This window comes from Undibacterium sp. Jales W-56 (assembly GCF_025548535.1).
GTDB lineage: Bacteria > Pseudomonadota > Gammaproteobacteria > Burkholderiales > Burkholderiaceae_D > Undibacterium.
Genome location: NZ_JAJLQW010000004.1, coordinates 344,186 through 362,508, shown reverse-complemented (window position 1 = coordinate 362,508; position 18,323 = coordinate 344,186). Strand labels below are relative to the sequence as shown.

The following is an 18,323-nucleotide window of genomic DNA, read 5'->3' as shown; positions in this document are numbered from 1 at the left end:
CTCCAGTGCGTATCAGGCATCGGCTTCCCAGGCGATAATCTTGCCGGGATTCATGAGATTGTCGGGATCGAAAGCATGTTTTACGCTGCGCATCAGCTGGATCGCGTCGCTGCCATGCTCTTGTATCAGGAACGCCATTTTGTGCATGCCAACGCCGTGCTCGCCGGTGCAAGTGCCATCCATGGCCAGGGCGCGTGTCACCATGCGGCTGTTCACTCCTTCTGCTGTGGCGACTTCGTCAGGGTCATGCGGATCAATCATCATCAAGACGTGGAAATTGCCGTCGCCGACGTGACCGATAATAGAGTAAATGAGCTGGTGACGTTCGCAATCGATTTGGGTATCGAGTATGCATTCTGCCAGCCGCGAAATCGGTACGCAGCAATCGGTCGAGATGGCGCGTGCTCCGGGCCGTAATTGCAGCAGGGCGAAATACGCATTGTGCCGCGCCGCCCATAAGCGCGAGCGGTCTTCGGGCTGCATGGCCCACTCAAAATCGTCGGCACCGTGATCGGCGGCGATCTGTTGCACCAGCCCGGCTTGTTCCTGCACGCTGTGCTGGCTGCCGTGGAACTCAAAAAGTAATAAGGGTTTTTCCGGCAGGCTAAGTTTGTCATAGGCATTGATGGCACGTACCCCGTTCTCATCGAGAAATTCCACGCGTGCCACCGGCACACCCATCTGTATGGTCTGGATCACGGCATTGACGGCATCGACCGCGCTGGGAAAGCTGCATACCGCGGCTGAAATCGCTTCCGGCAAAGGATACAGCTTGACGGTTACTTCGGTGATGATGCCCAGCGTGCCCTCGCTGCCGACAAAGAGCCTGGTCAGGTCGTAGCCCGCCGCCGATTTTTTGGCGCGCGAACCGGTCTGGATAATGCGGCCGTCGGCGCTGACCACCGTCAGCGCCAATACGTTGTCGCGCATGGTGCCGTAGCGGACTGCATTGGTGCCGGAAGCGCGCGTCGCTGCCATCCCGCCGATCGAGGCATCGGCGCCGGGATCAATCGGAAAAAATAAACCGCTGTCCTTGATCTCGAGATTCAATTGTTTGCGGGTCACGCCGGCCTGCACTGTTGCGGTCAAGTCTTCTGCGTGGACTGCGACCATCTGGTTCATTTGCGACAGGTCAATCGTGACGCCGCCGCGCAGCGCCAGAATATGTCCTTCCAGCGATGAGCCGGCGCCGTACGGAATCATCGGTACCTGATAGTGGTGGCAGAGTCTGGCAATTGCCGCGACTTCGCCGGTGGTGTGCGCATATACCACGACATCCGGCGGCATAGCGTCATAGGACGACTCATCCCGGCCATGATGCTCGCGCACGGCCAATGCGGTGCTGTAGCGATCCTCAAGCAGATTCTTGAGCGCTTGCAATAGCTCATCTGGCAGCGGTTTTTTGATCGATGCGAGCCTGGCGGGCTGGTTCATGATGACCCCGAATTGATTTCAGTGTTCCATTATGATGCGTTCCTCAAAAAAATGCCGTATCCTGCCGACATCATTCAACTAATAAATTTCTTGCTATGGGTAATCGACTTTCTAAAATTGCCACCCGCACCGGCGACGCCGGTACCACCGGCCTGGGGGATGGCAGCCGCATCGACAAAGACGCTTTGCGGGTGCATGCGATGGGCGACGTGGATGAACTGAATTCGCAGATCGGCGTGTTGCTGTGCGAGGATTTGCCAGAACAAATGCGACATGCGCTGATCTCGATCCAGCATGACTTATTCGATATGGGCGGCGAGCTGTGCATTCCGGGCTACACCATGATCACCGAAACGCAGGTCGAGCGTCTGGATGCCCTGCTGGCGTTTTACAACGCCGATCTGGAGCCGCTCAAGGATTTCATCTTGCCCGGCGGTTCGCGTGCAGCGGCGATTGCGCATGTCTGCCGGACGGTCTGCCGCCGCGCCGAGCGGGCGATCGTCAGCGTCGGCAAGGCCGAGCAAATCAATGCGCATCCGCGTCAATACATGAATCGTTTATCCGACCTCTTATTCGTCTTGTCGCGCGTGCTGAACCGTTATGCAGGCGGTAGCGATGTGTTGTGGGAAAAAGAGCGCGAGCGTTGACTGTTTCGGCAAGCCGGGCGCACTGTTTGACGCATGGCGCTTCATTAAGCACGATGGGAGATAATATACTCCCCATAATTTTGTCTTAAATTGTGCTTAATCCGCTTATCCAGATTGGTGATTAAAAAATATACTGGTAGGTAGTATATTTAATTTGTCGACTATCTTTTGCGCGAATCAAAAGTGAAGCAGATCTGATACCTGTTCTAAAACCAAATAAAAAGCCACGTTGCGGGTTCGCAGACGTGGCTTGTTTGTTTAAATCGAACAGACTTTAATTATTGACTACCAGTTTCGGTGCATCTGAGCCAAATTTTTTGCGGATGGCCGCTTCGATGCCCGGCGCATCCAACCCGCATTGCGCCAGCAAAATGGCGGGGTCGCCATGATCGACAAATTGGTCAGGCAAGCCAAGAATTAACAAAGGTTTGCTGATGCCTGCATCCGCCATCGCCTCTGCCACTGCGGAACCGGCGCCGCCCATCACCGTGCCTTCTTCCACCGTCACCAGCACGTCGTGACTGGCCGCGATGCTGACCAGCATTGCGCTATCCAATGGTTTGACAAAGCGCATATTGACCACGGTGGCATCGAGATTCTCGGCAGCTTTCAGGCTCGCTTGCAGCATAGAGCCAAATGCCAGAATCGCGATGCGCTGACCCTGGCGGCGCAGCTCGGCTTTGCCGATAGTCAGCGTGGTCAGATCTGGTGCAATCGCGGCACCGATACCTGCGCCACGCGGATAGCGGATTGCTGCCGGGCCGGGATAATGGAAGCCGGTCGAGAGCATCTGGCGGCATTCGTTTTCGTCGGATGCGGCCATCACCACCATATTTGGTATGCAGCGCAAGTAGGCCAGATCGTAATTGCCGGCGTGGGTCGCACCGTCGGCACCGACCAGGCCGGCGCGATCCAGTGCGAAGGTGACGTCGAGATTCTGCAAGGCGACGTCGTGGATCAACTGATCGTAGGCGCGTTGCAAGAAGGTGGAATAAATCGCGACCACCGGCTTCAAACCCTCGCAGGCCATGCCCGCGGCGAAGGTCACCGAGTGTTGTTCTGCGATGCCGACATCGTAATAGCGCGCCGGGAATTTTTGCTCGAACTCGACCATGCCTGAGCCTTCACGCATCGCCGGTGTGATGCCGATCAGGCGTTGATCGGCTGCCGCCATATCGCATAACCACTGGCCGAATACCTGGGTGTAAGTTTGCTTGGCAGGTGTCGCCGCAGGCTTGATGCCTTCGGCCGGATTGAATTTGCCAGGCCCGTGATACAGGATAGGATCGGCTTCGGCGAGTTTGTAACCCTGGCCTTTTTTGGTCACGACGTGCAGGAATTGCGGGCCTTTGAGTTTCTTCAGATTCTGCAAAGTCGGCACTAGCGAATCGAGATCATGTCCATCGATAGGACCGATGTAATTGAAGCCGAATTCTTCAAACATGGTGGCCGGTACGATCATGCCTTTGGCGTGCTCTTCAAAACGTTTCGCCAGTTCCAGCATCGGGGGCGGCAAGACCGATTTGCCGACATTCCGCGCTGCCGCGTAGAATTTGCCGGACATCAGCCGTGCCAGGTAACGATTCAGGGCGCCGACCGGTGGCGAGATCGACATGTCATTGTCGTTCAGGATCACCAGTAAATTAATGTCGTCATACACGCCCGCATTATTCAGGGCCTCAAACGCCATCCCGGCAGTCATCGAGCCATCGCCGATAATCGCGACCGAGTGACGATCTTCGCCCTTGGTCCTGGCCGCCAAAGCCATGCCTAGGGCCGCAGAGATCGAGGTCGAGGAATGCGCCGTGCCAAAGGTATCGTATTCACTTTCAACGCGGCGCGGAAAACCGGAGATGCCGTTGAGTTGACGCAGGGTATGCATGCGGTCGCGACGGCCGGTCAGAATCTTGTGCGGATAAGTTTGATGGCCGACGTCCCAGACCAGGCGATCTTCCGGCGTCTGAAACACATAATGCAGCGCGATCGTGAGCTCGACCGTGCCCAGATTCGACGACAAGTGACCGCCGGTTTTGGAGACGGAATCAATCACGAAGTGCCGCAATTCATCGGCCAGCGGTTTGAGCTGGCTGCGCGCGAGTTTGCGTAAATCGTCGGGGGAATTAATGCTGTTGAGTAAATTCATATTATGCTTTCCGCTGCACAATCAGATCTGCGAGGCTGCGCAGCATGTGAGCTTTTTCACCAAAGGGCAACAATGCTGCGTGGGCATCCTTGCATAATTTTTGTGCGAGTTCTTGCGATGCTTGCAAGCCTAACAGCGATACATAAGTCGGCTTGTTGTCGGCCGCATCCTTGCCCGCAGTTTTGCCTAGGGTAGCAGAATCGGCGGTCGCGTCCAGCACATCATCGACCACCTGGAACGCCAGGCCAATCGCGCTTGCGTAGACATCCAGCGCAGCGACTTCGCTGGTGGATAAAGTTTTGCCGCTCATTGCGCCCAGCAAGACCGAAGCGCGCAGCAATGCACCTGTTTTCAGGCGATGCATTTGCTCCAGCTGTTGTATGTTCAACGCCAGCCCGACGCTGGCCAGATCAATCGCCTGCCCGCCGCACATGCCCACTGAACCTGCGGCTTGCGCCAGCAAACGCAGCATCGCCAGGCGCGTTGCCGGATCGCCCAGGCCTTCCGATAAGACCAGGAAAGCCTGGGCTTGCAGCGCATCGCCAACCAGCAGGGCCGTCGCTTCGTCGTACTTGACATGAACAGTGGGTTTGCCGCGGCGCAAGGCATCGTCGTCCATGCAAGGCATGTCATCGTGCACCAGCGAGTAGGCATGGATCATTTCTACTGCGCTTGCCGCTCTTGCTAATAAGTCGGCAGGCGCATCGAATAACAGGCCTGCTGCGAATACCAGTAATGGCCGCACGCGTTTGCCGCCGTCGAGTGCCGCATAGCGCATTGCCTCATGCAGTCTGCCGGGGACGATATCGGTTCCTGGCAAGAAGGAGGGGAATAATGCTTCAAATTGTTGCTGGGCAGATGCCATCCACTGGCGAAAATTCTGGCTCAGGTCCGTGTGGCTCATGATTCGGCCTCGTCGCTGCCGTCGCCAGAAAAAGGCTTCAGCATACCGGCCTCCAATACCTTGACTTGCTGTTCGACCTTATCCAGCTGGCTGGCGCAGTATTTGATCAGTTCCGAACCACGTTGGTAAGCACTCACAGAAGCTTCTAATGGCAGTTCGCCAGCTTCCATTTGCGCAACCAGTTCGGAAAGTTCTGACATGGCCGCTTCAAATGACTCGGGTTGACTGGCGCTTGGCGATTTTTTGGGCATAGAAATAACGGATGCAAATTAAGATTAACCCTGCATTTTAGAGCAAAGCCTGCCGATAAATAAGGATTACTGATTTTTTGCCAAGGATTTTGACAATATGCTGGTAGTAGAAGAAGGTCATCCGGCTTGATAAACCTCATTTTTTGTCGCATCTGGTAACAAAAATTGCGCAAGAATTGACGAAAATTGCGTTTCAAACATTTCCACATGGAAATTAATCGCCTATAGTGCTAGCAGTTCGGTTTCTTTCGCGCATTTTTGTTGGTTACAATTTAATAAAGTATTAAACTCGGTAAGCTTTATTTTAAGCACTATTCATCGAATACTAGTTAGTGTTCATCAGGGTAGCGCAAATAAGCAACGAAAATAAATAGAAATAAACAACGCAACCTGACCTGAGCTATCTATGTCTTCACCGTCGCCCGATCATCGCCCCACTCCAAAAGCACCCCAGGCGCGTGCGGAGATGTTGCGCGCCCTGATCCCGCAGGCGACGCATTTGGTGGTAGCGCAGCTCGATGCTTTTGCTGCGCGTCTGGCGAATGCTTTTTTTGCCATGTCGGAGCAAGTCAGCGATGCGCGCGAAGCAAGCCTGAGTTTTAACTCGGCACAACTGCTAAAAAATAATGGTTACGCCTTCTACTACCTGAGTTCGGCCGGGATCGAGGCGGCGTTTCGTAAAGAAATACAAGCGCTGCAAATGACTGGCAAGCCGCAGCCGCAAGCGCAGGATGTGGCCTTAACGCTGGTTTCGTATGAAGAGATGGATAACAAACTGGCTTTCGGTCGCGCCAGCCGCAGTTTGGAATTAGCCAGTGCCGAGCAACTGGCTGCGCTGAATATGCGACTTGCCAGTGTGCTGGATATTGATAGCCTGAGTACCGCGCAAAATCCCTTCAGACCGGAGATTTTCCTGCGGACCCTGCATGCCGCCTGGTGTGAATTTAATCCGGATGCGGACGCGCATGCCCTGATACTGCCTTTGTTGCGCGCCGAGATTTTATTTGACCTGTCGCCGATCCTGCAGTCGCTGAATGAATTCCTGGTTCGCCAGGGCGTGTTGCCCGATCTGCATGAATCGTATCGGATCAAGAAGACGCAAAATACCGACGGCAATCAAGTCGATAAGTCCGACGTCAAGCAAAAGCTGAACGATATTTTTTCCCGAAAGAGCTCGTCCGGTTCCGCGCCGGGACGCGCGGCCAACGACGCGTCTGAGGCACGGCAAGAGGGCGAGCGGCAGTCCGGCCAATTCAATTCGCCTCAGTATTCCCGGTACAACCAGCAGACTCAACACGATCAGCACTACCAGCCGGAACATGCCGATGCATCCGCATCGCGGGTAACCGATACCCGCTTATTCCAATATCTGGCCGACCTGCAAAAAGGCATGGCGCTACGCCAGTTTGTCGCAGGGGCGCAAGATGTGATGCGCTTGTCGCAAATGCGCGAGCAGATGCCTGAATTAGCGAACAGCAGCGTGGAAAAAACCACGCTCGACTTGCTGTCAAAAATATTCGATACGGTATTTCATAATCAAACCATTCCGTCACAGATCAAAGAACTGATCGGCGTGCTGCAAATCCCGGTATTAAAAGCCGCTTTGATGGATAAAGAGTTCTTCTTTCAGGAAACCCATCCAGCGCGCCGCCTGATTGATTTGCTGACTCGATATAGCGTTGCGGTAGACGACAGCAAAGGCCGGGAAGATCCTTTGTTCCAGACTATGCAGCGCAATGTCCGCCGTGTGCAAAACGAATTCGATCAGCAAATGAGCTTGTTCGACGAAGTCGTTACCGACCTCGAAAGCTTTGTCGCGCAAGAGGAAGAGGCAAGCACCAAGGCTCTGCAAGAACCTATCCAGCGTGCGCTGCAGACAGAAAGAATCAAGCAGGCGAATCTCGCCGCCACCAATGAGGTGGCGTTGCGCATAGGCAGCGGCGAAGTCGTCGCCTTTGTCGAAACCTTCCTGGAAAATCGCTGGACCAAAGTCCTGACCCTGGCCTACAGCGTGCAAGAGCAAAAACCGCATGCCGTGACCGATGCGATCAAGACCATGGATGACCTGATCTGGAGTTGCCAACCCAAGATCACGCTGCCGCAGCGTCAGGAATTGTTGAACCGCCTGCCGGCGATTTTGGCGAGACTGAATAAATGGCTGAGCCTGATCAAATGGGAGGATGCCGACCGCGCGCAATTTTTTGCTGAATTGGCGGAGTGCCACGCATCGATTGTCAGGGCGCCGCTAGAATTGTCGCCACAACGCCAAGTTGAAATCGCTGTAGAAGCAGCACAATTAGCTGCCGAACGTCGCCTCGAAAAACGTGCCCAGGCAGAAGCGCAGGCGCAAGCGGAGGCAGAAGCCGCTGAAGCCGATGGCATACCGAATGTAGCGCCAGGCGAGGATGATTTTGCCGAGGTTGTCGCTAACCTCGATAGAGGTATCTGGTTGCAGTTCACCAAAAAAGATGGCAGCGTTAACCGGGTCAGACTCGCCTGGGCCAGCCCTATGCGCAGTTTGTTTATCTTCACTACCAGTGAAAAAGAAAAATCGTTCTCAGTCTCCGCTTCGGATCTGGAACAAGCCTTCCGCGAGCAGCGCGCACAAATTCTGATGCTGGACAAAGTTGTCGACCGCGCCCTTATGGAGGCAATCGAAGAAACTGCCGAGTCAGAGACAGAAGTCAGTTAGCTAATTTAGCCGTATCCGGTTTTTTTGCCTCACCGTTGAATGATCTGAATTCGGCTTGAGTCATTCACTCATACGCCGCCAGGCGCTTCTGTTCATTCGCGTCGAACATCTGATTTCTGATCTGCTGTAGCGCTGCGATTTGCTCGGCTGTCGATCTGTTTGCGGTGTCGCTCAATACCCGGCTGCGTTGAGTCAGGTAATTCGCAATGCGGGTTTTCCACTGCGCGTCTTCTCTGTCCAGATCGGCTAATCTGGCCGCTGCTTCGGGTGTCGTGGCGGCGGCTCTCATTCTGTAAATCTGGTCGTCGCTGGCACCCTGTGCGCGCATTTTTGCGACATTTTCTTCCAGGCGTAAGACTTGGTATGGCGCTTCTTTCTCTGCGCGCAAACCCGCTGGCATGGCGGCATCCAGCGCCTGTAGCCGCTGCTGTTTTTGTGCCTCGTTCAGACGCTTGTCGTCACTGATCTCAAGGCGTGCAATAGCATCCGAATCATAGGCGTCGTCGAAAGCGAAAAATGCCTGATTTTCTTTTTCGCTAAAGTAGCGCTGACGCGTTTGTTGCATGATCGTCAGTCGCGCTTTGATGGCTGCGGTGGCCGGATTCTGTTCTTGAGCGCCGCTTGATGGCAGCGGTTTTTTTTCTATCTCTGCCAGTTCCCGTTTGTAATCGAGATAACGGCCCAATAAATTCTTTGCCTGAATGGCCGCATTCTTGCTGAGCTTGCCATCGAGTTCTTTTTCTATTTCTGTACGTATCTCGTTTAAGGATTTTTCACCTATGGCGGCAAGGTAATAATCAAACAAACGCCGCAGGGCATTGTCGACTATGAGTGTGTCTGCATCGGTCTGTTGTACCTGCCCATCGGGCAATGTGCCCTCCATCGAACGCACGAAAGCGAAAGGATCTTTGTCTCCATTTTGATCCGCAGCGATCTCATTGTTTTGGGGTGGGCGTAAGATAAAAAAAGCAGCGGTAACCAGTACCGCTGCAGTTACCGCAAAGAAGGCAGAACGTTTTTTGATGGTCATGAGATGCTTTAAGAAAAGGATCGTGATCGACTACCTGGGATTACAGCCCTTGATTTTTCAGGCGATTCGCATGCTGACGATAAACGGTCACAGGATTGGTTTCAAAAATATTCACCAGCCCCACAGTTTGATTGACCTCATCCAAATGATTCATCGCGTAGTCATCGCGAATCACTTTGCCCAGATGTGCAGAACAGCTAGCGACCAGTCCGTCATTTTTTGCACCGCCGAAAGCCAGTGACGTTAATGCCAGCGCGGGATCGATGATGTCGAGGATATTGGTATAAGGCTGTGCGCCGCTCCATGAAAAATACGACACGCCGTTGACCTGATAAGCGCCTTCGCCGCAACTGCTGGTAGGGATGCCTTCGGGATGTGCCGCGTTGAATTTCAAGGAGCCTGCGGTACTCAGGGATTTTGCTGCCGCCAGAGAGTCCTGGGTCAAGCCTTTGCCGCCAGACAGGAAGTTGATGATCGTCGCCAGGCCATTGGTGATCGATACAATCACCGCATTCGACAAGGAGCCGTCGGGTGCGATACCGAGCAACAGATCGGCGACTTTGGAGCCGCGATTGACGCCACCCACCGAGGTCACCGATGCGACCAGGTCGGGGCGCACTGAGGCCACATAGCGTGCGGTCGGTCCGCCGTGGCTATGCCCGATCAGATTGACTTTTGCTTTGCCGGTGACCGCGATGATTTGCTTGACTTGCGTCAGCAATTGCTCGCCGCGAACCTCGGTACTGTTAGCGGCGGAGACCTGGGTTGCATAGACCCTGGCGCCATCAGCGCGCAGAGCTGCCGGAATGCCGTACCAATATTCAACCGGACCGATATTGTCGAATCCAAACAGGCCATGTGCCAGCACGATAGGATATTTTGTTTCCGTATAGCCGGCGGCCCATGAAGGCGCGGGTAGCACCGTCAATGTAATCAGTAAAGCGCAGATTTTTTTTACGAATGATTTGTTCATTTTTTTGTCTCTTAAATTATTTTTTTCACATAGTCAAAATGAAGCCGGACCGCCTCGTGTCCTTTACTGACGCTCCTTTCTTGGTAGTGGTTGCAAAAGACCGCTGATCAAAATTGCATGGCTCAGGCTAGGATTTGCCTATTTCTTAAGCAAGCTGCGGCGCAGCAAAGAAACCGGCAATCGTGCGCTGCAGCATTCATTGCGCTGACCGAAAAATAGCGGACGGATGAGCTGATTTCATGGGAAACGAGCGATGGAATTGGCGAGCGCACTCGAGGCAATTTGAGGGGGATCTGAAGAATTAGATGAAAATGACTAAAAGTGCATTTGCAATAATTTTGCGGCAAATATGTAGTTTGGCGACAACAGTCTGACGTCGCTAATTGGGAGCGGCACCATCGCTTTAATGAAGCGCCAGCTACCCGGCACAGCCGATTCAGGTATAATCCGCGGTCTTGTCCAAAATTTCCTCTTCATTCTTTTTGTGTGAGCTTTTGTCTGAATATTGTCGCAACTGAGCGCGAGATGCAGCTAAAAGCAGGTTTTTGTGGATTCTTTCTCCTTTAGGTTGGTGCAAATTAATTTGGGGGGTAGGGATGTCCGATCTGGCTTCTTTTTCCAAACTCGCGCGCTCTGACGCGCAACTTCCTGTTCATGTGTATTTTGATCAAGCCCTGTTACAGCGCGAGATCAAACAACTTTTCCAGTCTGGCCCACGCTATGTCGGTCATGAACTGATGGTGCCCAATGTCGGCGACTTTGCCACGCTCGCTGCCGAGAACGAAGGCCGCATGCTGGTGCGCAATGCCGAAGGCGCCGCCGGTATCGAACTCATGTCCAACGTCTGCCGTCATCGCCAGGCCCTGATGTTCAATGGGCGCGGCAATGCGCATAATATCGTCTGTCCGCTGCATCGCTGGACCTATGATTTAAAAGGCGGGCTGATCGGCGCGCCGCACTTCGACGACACGCCTTGTTTGAATTTGTCACGGACCCCTTTGCAAAACTGGAACGGCTTACTGTTCGAGCAAAACGGTTACAACGTGATGGAAAAAATGGGGCAGCTCAGCGTCGCCAGGGATCTCGATTTCAGCGATTACATGCTGGACCATGTTGAAGTGCACGAATGTGATTACAACTGGAAGACCTTTATCGAGGTCTATCTCGAGGACTATCACGTGGAGCCTTTCCATCCCGGCCTGGGCAGTTTCGTGACCTGCGATGACCTGCGCTGGGAATTCGGCGAAGACTACAGCGTGCAGACGGTCGGCGTGAATAACGGTTTGTTGAAATCCGGCTCGGCCAAATACCAGGCCTGGCAAGAGCAGGTGCTGAAATTCCGCAACGGCGAAACGCCGAAATACGGCGCGATCTGGCTGACGCTGTATCCGAACATCATGGTCGAATGGTATCCGCATGTGCTGGTGGTCTCGACCCTGTGGCCCAGCGCGACGGGCAAGACGCGGAATGTGGTCGAGTTCTATTATCCGGAAGAGATCGTCCTGTTCGAGCGCGAATTCATCGAGGCCGAACGTGCTGCGTATATGGAAACCTGCATCGAGGACGATGAGATCGCTTTGCGCATGGATGCCGGACGTCAGATCCTGATGGCGCGCGGCGTCAGCGAAGTCGGCCCGTATCAGTCGCCGATGGAAGACGGCATGCAGCATTTCCACGAGTGGTATCGGCGCAGGATGACGTTCTAGTATTGTCGACATAGCAGGGGAGCGGAACGGCTCCCCTTATTTTTTTGAGAAAAACGATGCAGTCACTTTGGATGCTGGTTGCCAGCTTCTTGTTTTCGATTATGGGCGTCTGCGTCAAGCTCGCCTCGGATACGTATTCGACTTCGGAGATCGTCGCCTATCGGGGTGCGATCGGTATGCTGATGATTTTTATCCTGATCCGCGTGCAGGGCGGTACGCTGCGCACGCGCATGCCGGGCCATCATCTGTGGCGCGGTGCGATTGGGGTGCTGGCCTTGTGGTTATGGTTTTATTCGATCAGCCGCCTGTCGCTGGCGATGGCGGTCACCTTGAATTACATGTCGCCAGTGTGGATCGCGGTGTTTTTGTTCGGCGCGGCCTGGTTTAAAAGCCGTCAGGACGCTAACGGCAAGCGTCGCGTCGAATGGGGTTTGATCGGCGCCGTGAGTCTGGGCTTCATCGGCGTGATCCTGTTGCTGCGTCCTGATATGCATGCCGATCAGATGTTCGGCGGTATGGTGGCGCTGGTGTCCGGCATGCTGGCGGCGCTCGCGTATATGCAGGTGCGGCAGATGGGCTTGATGGGTGAGCCGGAATATCGCGTCGTATTCTATTTTTCTGCGACTTGCGCGGTGGCGGGCGTGTTCGGCGCTTGGCTGACGGGTGGTTTGTCCGGTCATGCGCTGGCCTCCGGCTGGCATCCGCACCAATTCAAAGGATTGCTGCTATTGTTGGTGATCGGCTTGACTGCGGCATCGGCGCAAATGGCAATGACCCGGGCTTACCGCCTGGGCAATACGCTGGTGGTCGCGAACCTGCAATATGTCGGCATCGTGTTTTCCAGCGTCTGGGATGTGCTGCTGTGGCATGATCATCTGGGCTGGTTAAGCTGGTGTGGTATCGCCGTTATTTTGAGTAGCGGGTTGATGGCTACGTTTTATAATAGTCGCAATAAACCTGCGCTCCCAAACGACCCGATTGCTTCTGAATAGACAAGGACACTATGTACACGACCCTGATCTCTGCAAAGGATTTAGCTGCCAACATCGATGACCAGCGCTGGATCATCCTCGATTGCCGCCATGATTTGATGGATAGCGCTGCGGGAAAAAAAGCCTATGAACTAGGTCATTTGCCGCGCGCGCAATTCGCGCATCTCGACAGCCAGTTATCGGGCGCCAAAACATCGTCGAACGGCGCTTTTCTCGGCCGTCATCCTTTGCCGGAAAAAGAAGATTTCATCCGTGCCTTACGCTCATGGGGCATCGATAATTCGAGTCAGGTGATTGCTTACGATGCGCACGGCGGCATGTTTGCAGCGCGCTTGTGGTGGATGCTGCGCTGGGTCGGTCACCAGGCCGTCGCCGTGCTGGATGGCGGTGTGCCAGCCTGGCAGTCGGCGGGGTTGCCATTGACCGATAAAATCACCGAAAGCGGACGCGGCAATATCAGTGCGTCGGTCAGTCTGGTGCATAAAGTCAGCGTCGGCGATGTGCTGGCCAATCTCGCGACCTCGGCACGCACCCTGGTCGATGCCCGCTCCGCCGATCGTTTTCGCGGCGAGAACGAGACTATCGACCCGATTGGCGGTCACATTCCCGGCGCTAAAAACCGCTTCTTCAAAGACAACCTGCAAGCCGACGGCCGTTTTAAACCGGCGCAAGCATTGCATGCTGAATGGGCCGCGCTTGTGCCGGACGCCAGCAAAGCCATCATGCAATGCGGCTCGGGGGTGACGGCTTGCCATAATCTGCTGGCCTTGGAAGTTGCGGGTTTGCCGGGCGCCGCCTTGTACCCCGGATCGTGGAGCGAATGGTGCTCGGAACCGGCGCGCCCCTATATGACCGGCGCTGAGGAATAAGCCGATAGAAATAGATACTCCCCAATTTGCCTCTTAAATAGCCCTTATTCCGCAGGTTCTATAAGCGGTATTAAAATATACATAGAGGGAGTATCTATTTTTGCGAGAAAGCCGTGAAACCCGTTCTTGTCCCTTTTCAGCCTTCGACTGCGCGTATCGTCCAGAAATCTGCGGCCAGATTCGCTTCGAGTAAATAGGCATAAGGCACGGTAAAAAATCCCTGCTTGCCCCATTTGGCACCCCAGGAATTCATCACGATAAAACGTTCGCTCTTGTCGTCATAGCCGACCGCCAGCACCGAATGCCCGCCGACCAGGCCTTCATCTTTTTTCGGCATGTGCAGTACGCCGGATGCCGCCATTTTGTCGGATTCAAATCCCTCGTATAAGGTCAGGCCGAACACAAACGGATGACCGGTCGCCAGACAGGCTTTCAGGTGATCGGATTTTTGCTGCAGTCGTTGATAGCCGATCGCCTGATGCGCCAGGGCTTCGTTATAAGCGGCGCGCGGTGGTTTGGTCGCGTAATTTTTAGCGATATACGGCCAGCTGCTTTCGCGGCAAATCCCTTGTTTGGCAACGCTCTTGATCGCATCGCGAATCTGCGCACCGTGATTTTGCCGCTCAGTACCGATCATCACGCGCGCGTTGTAATGCAAGAACAGGCGCGACGGCATAAACGCACGCTGCATGCCTTGCTTCATCAGGTTGAAGCGAAACGCATTGCATACCGCATTCGCCGTGCAACTGCCGATGCGGTCGCCCTGATCAAACACGCTCGGGCAGTGCGGGCGCAGATCGATCCTGGCGGGCAGATGCTGTAAATAGTCCGGCGGCGGATCGAAGCGATGATCGCGATGATCAGGCAAGTCCGGCAACCATCCATAACCCGCGATTTTTTTGCCCATATCAGCCTCTGTGACTTGTCACCAGCAGCACCAGAGCGACGCCCAGTGCGATTAATATTATTTGCGGAATAGTTTCGCGCAGCGTCGCCCGGCGCTGCATTTGCGGCATCAGGTCGCTGACCGCAATGTAGATAAAACCGGATGAGGCAAACACCAGCACATACGGCAGCAGATTGTTCGCGCCTTCCAGCATGTAAAAACCCAGCACGCCGCCGATCACCGCCATCAGGCTGCAAATCAGGTTGTACAGATAGGCACGCGTGCGCGAAAAACCGGCATTCAGCAATACGATAAAGTCGCCAATCTCTTGCGGAATCTCATGCGCAATAATCGCCAGCCCCGTCACCAGGCCCAGCTTCGGATCTGCCAAGAACGCCGCCGCAATCAGGATGCCATCGGTAAAATTATGCAAGCCGTCACCGACCAGAATCATCCAACCCGCTTTGCCCGCCTCATCCGCATCATGACCATGTGCGTGATGATGACCGTCGCCCTCGTGATGATGCGAGTGCCGCAGGATTGCAAATTTTTCGAGTAAAAAAAACGCCAGCAAACCGCCCAGCAAACACGCAAACAAAGTGCGCGGATCGGCCCCGGATTCAAACGCCTCTGGCAGCGCATGCAACAGTGAAGTCGACAGCATAATGCCGACCGACAGGCTCACCATGCGCTCGACCATTTTCGACAACAGCGAAAAAGAAAAAATCGCCGCAGCGGTAATGCTTAGTACGCCAGCAATCGTGGTGGCGAAAAGTATGGATAACAACGTGGAATGAATTTTGAACCTCGGATCGTCAATGCCAGCCATGCGCTTGCAACTGGGTTGCAAATTAAAACACAGAGTGAGGGTTTCTGCAAATTGGAATGGGTCCGAGCTTAGCTTGAAATACTGACCAGCGAGCAAAGAGAATTTTTTTAGGGCTTACGCAAAACGGAAAACTGTTTATCTCAACTTATATTGAGCCCGCAGGCTAGATGCCGCTTTCAGAAGCATTTCGTGCCAGCAGGCGCACCCAGACTGCGAGTTAGTTTTAATATTTCCATTCCATGAATTGTTTACTCTTGCCTTTTCCCTGTGTCTCGGTGTCTCGGTGGTGAGAGGTTTTGTTTTTTGCGTCAGTCCAATTTTTAATAATATTGACCACGAGGATATTTAAAACCAGGCCCGCACCCTGGCCTTATATTTCATATATTCTTCGCCAAACAACTTGGTCAAAGCCCGTTCTTCGGGCGCGATTTGGAAGCGGTTGATGTAAAACATAAAACCCAGCGGTCCGATTGCCGCGAAGGGAGACATCAGGAATACGGTCCAGCCGCACAGCACCAAGAACAGTCCGACGTACATCGGATTTCTGGTGATTTTGTAGATGCCGCTTTGTACCAGTGACGAGGCTTTTTCTGGCGACATCGGATTGACGGTGGTCTTTGCCTGGTGGAAGGCGATTGCTCCCGCGACACTGTATCCGAAGCCGAGCACTGCTATCGCTATGCTTAGCGTGAGCCGGAACAATCTGGGCAGCTCGATTGCTGGCGGCATTTGTGCCAGCAGGTACATCGCGACTCCGATCAGTAGCGCCAGCAGCGGTGGCGGAATTTTCAGTTCCAGTGATTGCATGATGATCGCTTTCGTCAGGTTGAACGTGATGGCTACTGATCGTTGGATTGCGTATTTTGAGATTCAGCTTGTTGCGATGGTTACGCCACGCCGTGTTCTTTAAACCAGGCAACGCAACTGCTCCAGCCATCCTTGGCGTCGGCTTCGACATAGCTGGGACGATAGTCGGCGTGGAAGGCATGGCCTGAATTTTCATAGACTTTAAAGGTCGATTTGCTATGCCCTTTGCTCAAGGCCGCCGTCATTTGGCTGATCGACTCCTGGCTGATGCCTGTGTCTTTCAAACCGTACAGGCCCAGGATAGGTGTTTTTAAATTCGCAGCGATATCAATCGGGTTGCTTGGCGACAGCGGATTGGGTTCGCCTATCAGACGGCCGTACCAGGCCACGCCGGCTTTGACGCCGGGGTTGTGGGCAGCGTACATCCAGGTAATGCGGCCGCCCCAGCAGAAACCCGTGATTGCCAGCTTGCCGGTATTGCCGCCGTTGGCGCTGGCCCAGGCGACCACGGCATCGAGATCGGACATGACTTGCGCATCGGGCACTTTGGAGACGACTTCTTTAATCAGTTCGCCGATGTTCGGATACTTGCTGGCGTCGCCCTGACGTACAAATAATTCCGGTGCCAGGGCGAGGTAACCGAGCTTGGCGAAGCGGCGGGCGACATCGGCGATATGTTCATGCACCCCAAAAATTTCGGAAACCACCAGCACGACCGGCAGATTGGTTTTGCCTTCAGGCTGCGCGCGGTACACCGGTACTTTCTGGCCGGCGATTTCCAACATGACGACACCGGCGGTCAGGCCATGGGTGTCGGTCTTGATCATGGTTTGCGCCATCACGGGCAAGGCGGCTGCGGCAAAGCCGACGCCCACCGCGGTCTGGATAAAAGTGCGACGGTCGATACCGTCGTTTAATTTTGATCTGCCTACCAGACTATCGAAATCCTGTTGGTTTTGCATGATTACTCCTGTGGGAATGAGTGTCGCTGTTAAAAAAGCAGCTAAAGCATACCGCAAAATCAACTATCGTATTGATCAGTGATCTATCGAATAAATGACCTGCTTTCAGGCAAGATTCATGAGTGGGCGATGCCCAGACAGCAGGGATAAAAATAGGTTTATTTTTTTTCGAAAGGAAGCAGCCGTTCGTATTCTTCTTTGACGACTGAATAACATTCGCAAACACGTTTCTCTAGCTTTTTTCTATCGCTCACCGTAATACGGCCACGCGCACGTTCAACTATGCCGTCTTTTTGCAGTTGCCCAACCGCTTCAGTGATGCTTTCTCGCCGCACACCCAATAAATTAGCCACCATTTCTTGAGTAATGATAATTTGATTATCCTGCAGCCTGTCCATGCTCATCAATAACCAGCGACAGAGCTGTTGATCGAGGGCGTGGTGTTGGTTACAGACCGCCGTTTGCGAGGTCTGGCAAATGAGCGCCTGGGTATATAGCAGCGCCAGCCGCTGTAGCTCGCCGGCTAATTCAAACTCCTGTTTCATGAGTTTGCGACTTAATTTGAATGCGCCCCCGGCACTTTGCACCTCGGTGCTGGTTGGCATGCTCTCGCCGCCCATAAAAATAGAGATGCCCACCATTCCCTCATTGCCGACCAGTGCGGTTTCGCTGGTGGAGCCGTCCTCGAGAGCGTAAATCAAAGAGACGATTCCGCTGATAGGGAAATGGACAAAATCAACATGGTCGCCGGATTCAGACACCGTCCATCCTAGCGGCATTTCTACAAACTTCAGGTTCGGCAATAGTCTTTCATATTCTGATTTGGGAAGAGCCGCCAGTATGCGGTTTTGCCGCGGATCGGGTTCTGGCTTGGTTTCTGATGTGGACATGGTGTGTTGCCGTTGATGTTGGTTAGGGTAGACGTTGCTGCAAAACATACTCAAGCAGGCGACTGTATTCATGCCTGCTGTCTTCGCCGATTTCGCAGATCGCTTTACCTGGACGAATTTGCTTAAGTTTTCTGGATAAGTGCGGGTCCGGCAGGTGTAGTTTTTATTTGTATCATCGCAGCACCAAGTTCCAGCACATTTATGGGTTGCAATAGGATGACGGCAGAAAACCTAATGACGCAGATCGCACACACGATAGTAGCATTAGGGCGGCACTTGTTCGTGCCTAGAATAGCAAGTCGCTTACG

Annotated in this window: 16 protein-coding genes; 5 read left to right on the top strand and 11 right to left on the bottom strand. The window is 53.9% G+C overall.

What is annotated here, in order from left to right:
* Positions 1–12: 12 nt before the first annotated feature.
* Positions 13–1,434 (bottom strand): FAD-binding oxidoreductase, encoded by a 1,422-nt coding sequence (locus LPB67_RS13390; RefSeq protein ID WP_262837757.1) that lies wholly within the window; start codon positions 1,432–1,434, stop codon positions 13–15.
* A gap of 95 nt (positions 1,435–1,529) precedes the next feature.
* On the opposite strand from LPB67_RS13390, the gene LPB67_RS13385 reads away from it, so the two are divergent.
* Positions 1,530–2,081 (top strand): cob(I)yrinic acid a,c-diamide adenosyltransferase, encoded by a 552-nt coding sequence (locus tag LPB67_RS13385; RefSeq protein WP_262837756.1) that lies wholly within the window; start codon positions 1,530–1,532, stop codon positions 2,079–2,081.
* A gap of 274 nt (positions 2,082–2,355) precedes the next feature.
* Here the strand turns inward: LPB67_RS13385 and dxs are convergent, their stop codons facing one another.
* The 3 genes from dxs to LPB67_RS13370 are packed head-to-tail and all read right to left on the bottom strand — an operon-like array spanning position 2,356 to position 5,379.
* Positions 2,356–4,224, bottom strand: a complete 1,869-nt coding sequence (gene dxs / locus LPB67_RS13380) for a 1-deoxy-D-xylulose-5-phosphate synthase (RefSeq protein ID WP_262837755.1) — start codon at positions 4,222–4,224, stop codon at positions 2,356–2,358.
* Position 4,225: 1 nt separating this feature from the next.
* Positions 4,226–5,128 (bottom strand): polyprenyl synthetase family protein, encoded by a 903-nt coding sequence (locus tag LPB67_RS13375; RefSeq protein WP_410482738.1) that lies wholly within the window; start codon positions 5,126–5,128, stop codon positions 4,226–4,228.
* On the bottom strand, positions 5,125–5,379 hold the full coding sequence (locus tag LPB67_RS13370) for an exodeoxyribonuclease VII small subunit (protein WP_262837754.1): 255 nt from the start codon (positions 5,377–5,379) through the stop codon (positions 5,125–5,127). The genes LPB67_RS13375 and LPB67_RS13370 overlap by 4 nt, the downstream gene beginning before the upstream one ends.
* Before the next feature lie 406 nt (positions 5,380–5,785).
* On the opposite strand from LPB67_RS13370, the gene LPB67_RS13365 reads away from it, so the two are divergent.
* Positions 5,786–8,071: a DUF1631 domain-containing protein gene (locus tag LPB67_RS13365; protein WP_262837753.1), complete on the top strand. Its 2,286-nt coding sequence runs from the start codon at positions 5,786–5,788 to the stop codon at positions 8,069–8,071.
* A 64-nt stretch (positions 8,072–8,135) separates the two neighbouring features.
* On the opposite strand, the gene LPB67_RS13360 is transcribed toward LPB67_RS13365, so the two are convergent.
* Both LPB67_RS13360 and LPB67_RS13355 read right to left on the bottom strand, forming a co-directional pair.
* Complete coding sequence (locus tag LPB67_RS13360) at positions 8,136–9,101, bottom strand: lipase secretion chaperone (protein ID WP_262837752.1); 966 nt, start codon at positions 9,099–9,101, stop codon at positions 8,136–8,138.
* Between the two features lie 40 nt (positions 9,102–9,141).
* Positions 9,142–10,074 (bottom strand): lipase family alpha/beta hydrolase, encoded by a 933-nt coding sequence (locus LPB67_RS13355; RefSeq protein ID WP_262837751.1) that lies wholly within the window; start codon positions 10,072–10,074, stop codon positions 9,142–9,144.
* A gap of 596 nt (positions 10,075–10,670) precedes the next feature.
* Here LPB67_RS13355 and LPB67_RS13350 point away from each other — a divergent pair.
* From LPB67_RS13350 to LPB67_RS13340, 3 genes are read left to right on the top strand one after another with little or no spacing between them, the layout of a single operon-like run.
* The gene (locus LPB67_RS13350; protein WP_262837750.1) at positions 10,671–11,780 is read left to right on the top strand and encodes an aromatic ring-hydroxylating oxygenase subunit alpha; all 1,110 of its coding nucleotides are present in this window, start codon (positions 10,671–10,673) and stop codon (positions 11,778–11,780) included.
* Between the two features lie 56 nt (positions 11,781–11,836).
* The gene (locus LPB67_RS13345) at positions 11,837–12,772 is read left to right on the top strand and encodes a DMT family transporter (protein WP_262837749.1); all 936 of its coding nucleotides are present in this window, start codon (positions 11,837–11,839) and stop codon (positions 12,770–12,772) included.
* A gap of 11 nt (positions 12,773–12,783) precedes the next feature.
* Complete coding sequence (locus LPB67_RS13340) at positions 12,784–13,641, top strand: sulfurtransferase (RefSeq protein ID WP_262837748.1); 858 nt, start codon at positions 12,784–12,786, stop codon at positions 13,639–13,641.
* Between the two features lie 136 nt (positions 13,642–13,777).
* On the opposite strand, the gene LPB67_RS13335 is transcribed toward LPB67_RS13340, so the two are convergent.
* From LPB67_RS13335 to LPB67_RS13315, 5 genes are all read right to left on the bottom strand, one after another.
* Entirely contained in the window at positions 13,778–14,548 is a 771-nt protein-coding gene (locus LPB67_RS13335) for a C1 family peptidase (RefSeq protein WP_262837747.1), read from the bottom strand.
* 1 nt (position 14,549) lies between these two features.
* Positions 14,550–15,356: a ZIP family metal transporter gene (locus tag LPB67_RS13330; RefSeq protein WP_262837746.1), complete on the bottom strand. Its 807-nt coding sequence runs from the start codon at positions 15,354–15,356 to the stop codon at positions 14,550–14,552.
* 345 nt (positions 15,357–15,701) lie between these two features.
* Positions 15,702–16,163 (bottom strand): methyltransferase family protein, encoded by a 462-nt coding sequence (locus tag LPB67_RS13325; RefSeq protein ID WP_262837745.1) that lies wholly within the window; start codon positions 16,161–16,163, stop codon positions 15,702–15,704.
* Positions 16,164–16,243: 80 nt separating this feature from the next.
* Positions 16,244–17,125: a dienelactone hydrolase family protein gene (locus tag LPB67_RS13320; protein WP_410482737.1), complete on the bottom strand. Its 882-nt coding sequence runs from the start codon at positions 17,123–17,125 to the stop codon at positions 16,244–16,246.
* Positions 17,126–17,283: 158 nt separating this feature from the next.
* Complete coding sequence (locus LPB67_RS13315; RefSeq protein ID WP_262837821.1) at positions 17,284–18,015, bottom strand: Crp/Fnr family transcriptional regulator; 732 nt, start codon at positions 18,013–18,015, stop codon at positions 17,284–17,286.
* Positions 18,016–18,323: the final 308 nt, after the last annotated feature.

Excerpts from the sequence above, each read along its gene's own strand:
- LPB67_RS13325 (WP_262837745.1), bottom strand. The coding sequence starts at position 16,163 with ATGCAATCACTGGAACTGAAAATTCCGCCACCGCTGCTGGCGCTACTG.
- LPB67_RS13335 (WP_262837747.1), bottom strand. The coding sequence starts at position 14,548 with ATGGGCAAAAAAATCGCGGGTTATGGATGGTTGCCGGACTTGCCTGAT.
- LPB67_RS13350 (WP_262837750.1), top strand. The coding sequence starts at position 10,671 with ATGTCCGATCTGGCTTCTTTTTCCAAACTCGCGCGCTCTGACGCGCAA.
- LPB67_RS13365 (WP_262837753.1), top strand. The coding sequence starts at position 5,786 with ATGTCTTCACCGTCGCCCGATCATCGCCCCACTCCAAAAGCACCCCAG.
- LPB67_RS13345 (WP_262837749.1), top strand. The coding sequence starts at position 11,837 with ATGCAGTCACTTTGGATGCTGGTTGCCAGCTTCTTGTTTTCGATTATG.
- LPB67_RS13330 (WP_262837746.1), bottom strand. The coding sequence starts at position 15,356 with ATGGCTGGCATTGACGATCCGAGGTTCAAAATTCATTCCACGTTGTTA.
- LPB67_RS13385 (WP_262837756.1), top strand. The coding sequence starts at position 1,530 with ATGGGTAATCGACTTTCTAAAATTGCCACCCGCACCGGCGACGCCGGT.
- LPB67_RS13355 (WP_262837751.1), bottom strand. The coding sequence starts at position 10,074 with ATGAACAAATCATTCGTAAAAAAAATCTGCGCTTTACTGATTACATTG.
- LPB67_RS13320 (WP_410482737.1), bottom strand. The coding sequence starts at position 17,125 with ATGCAAAACCAACAGGATTTCGATAGTCTGGTAGGCAGATCAAAATTA.
- LPB67_RS13375 (WP_410482738.1), bottom strand. The coding sequence starts at position 5,128 with ATGAGCCACACGGACCTGAGCCAGAATTTTCGCCAGTGGATGGCATCT.
- dxs (WP_262837755.1), bottom strand. The coding sequence starts at position 4,224 with ATGAATTTACTCAACAGCATTAATTCCCCCGACGATTTACGCAAACTC.
- LPB67_RS13390 (WP_262837757.1), bottom strand. The coding sequence starts at position 1,434 with ATGAACCAGCCCGCCAGGCTCGCATCGATCAAAAAACCGCTGCCAGAT.
- LPB67_RS13360 (WP_262837752.1), bottom strand. The coding sequence starts at position 9,101 with ATGACCATCAAAAAACGTTCTGCCTTCTTTGCGGTAACTGCAGCGGTA.
- LPB67_RS13340 (WP_262837748.1), top strand. The coding sequence starts at position 12,784 with ATGTACACGACCCTGATCTCTGCAAAGGATTTAGCTGCCAACATCGAT.
- LPB67_RS13370 (WP_262837754.1), bottom strand. The coding sequence starts at position 5,379 with ATGCCCAAAAAATCGCCAAGCGCCAGTCAACCCGAGTCATTTGAAGCG.
- LPB67_RS13315 (WP_262837821.1), bottom strand. The coding sequence starts at position 18,015 with ATGTCCACATCAGAAACCAAGCCAGAACCCGATCCGCGGCAAAACCGC.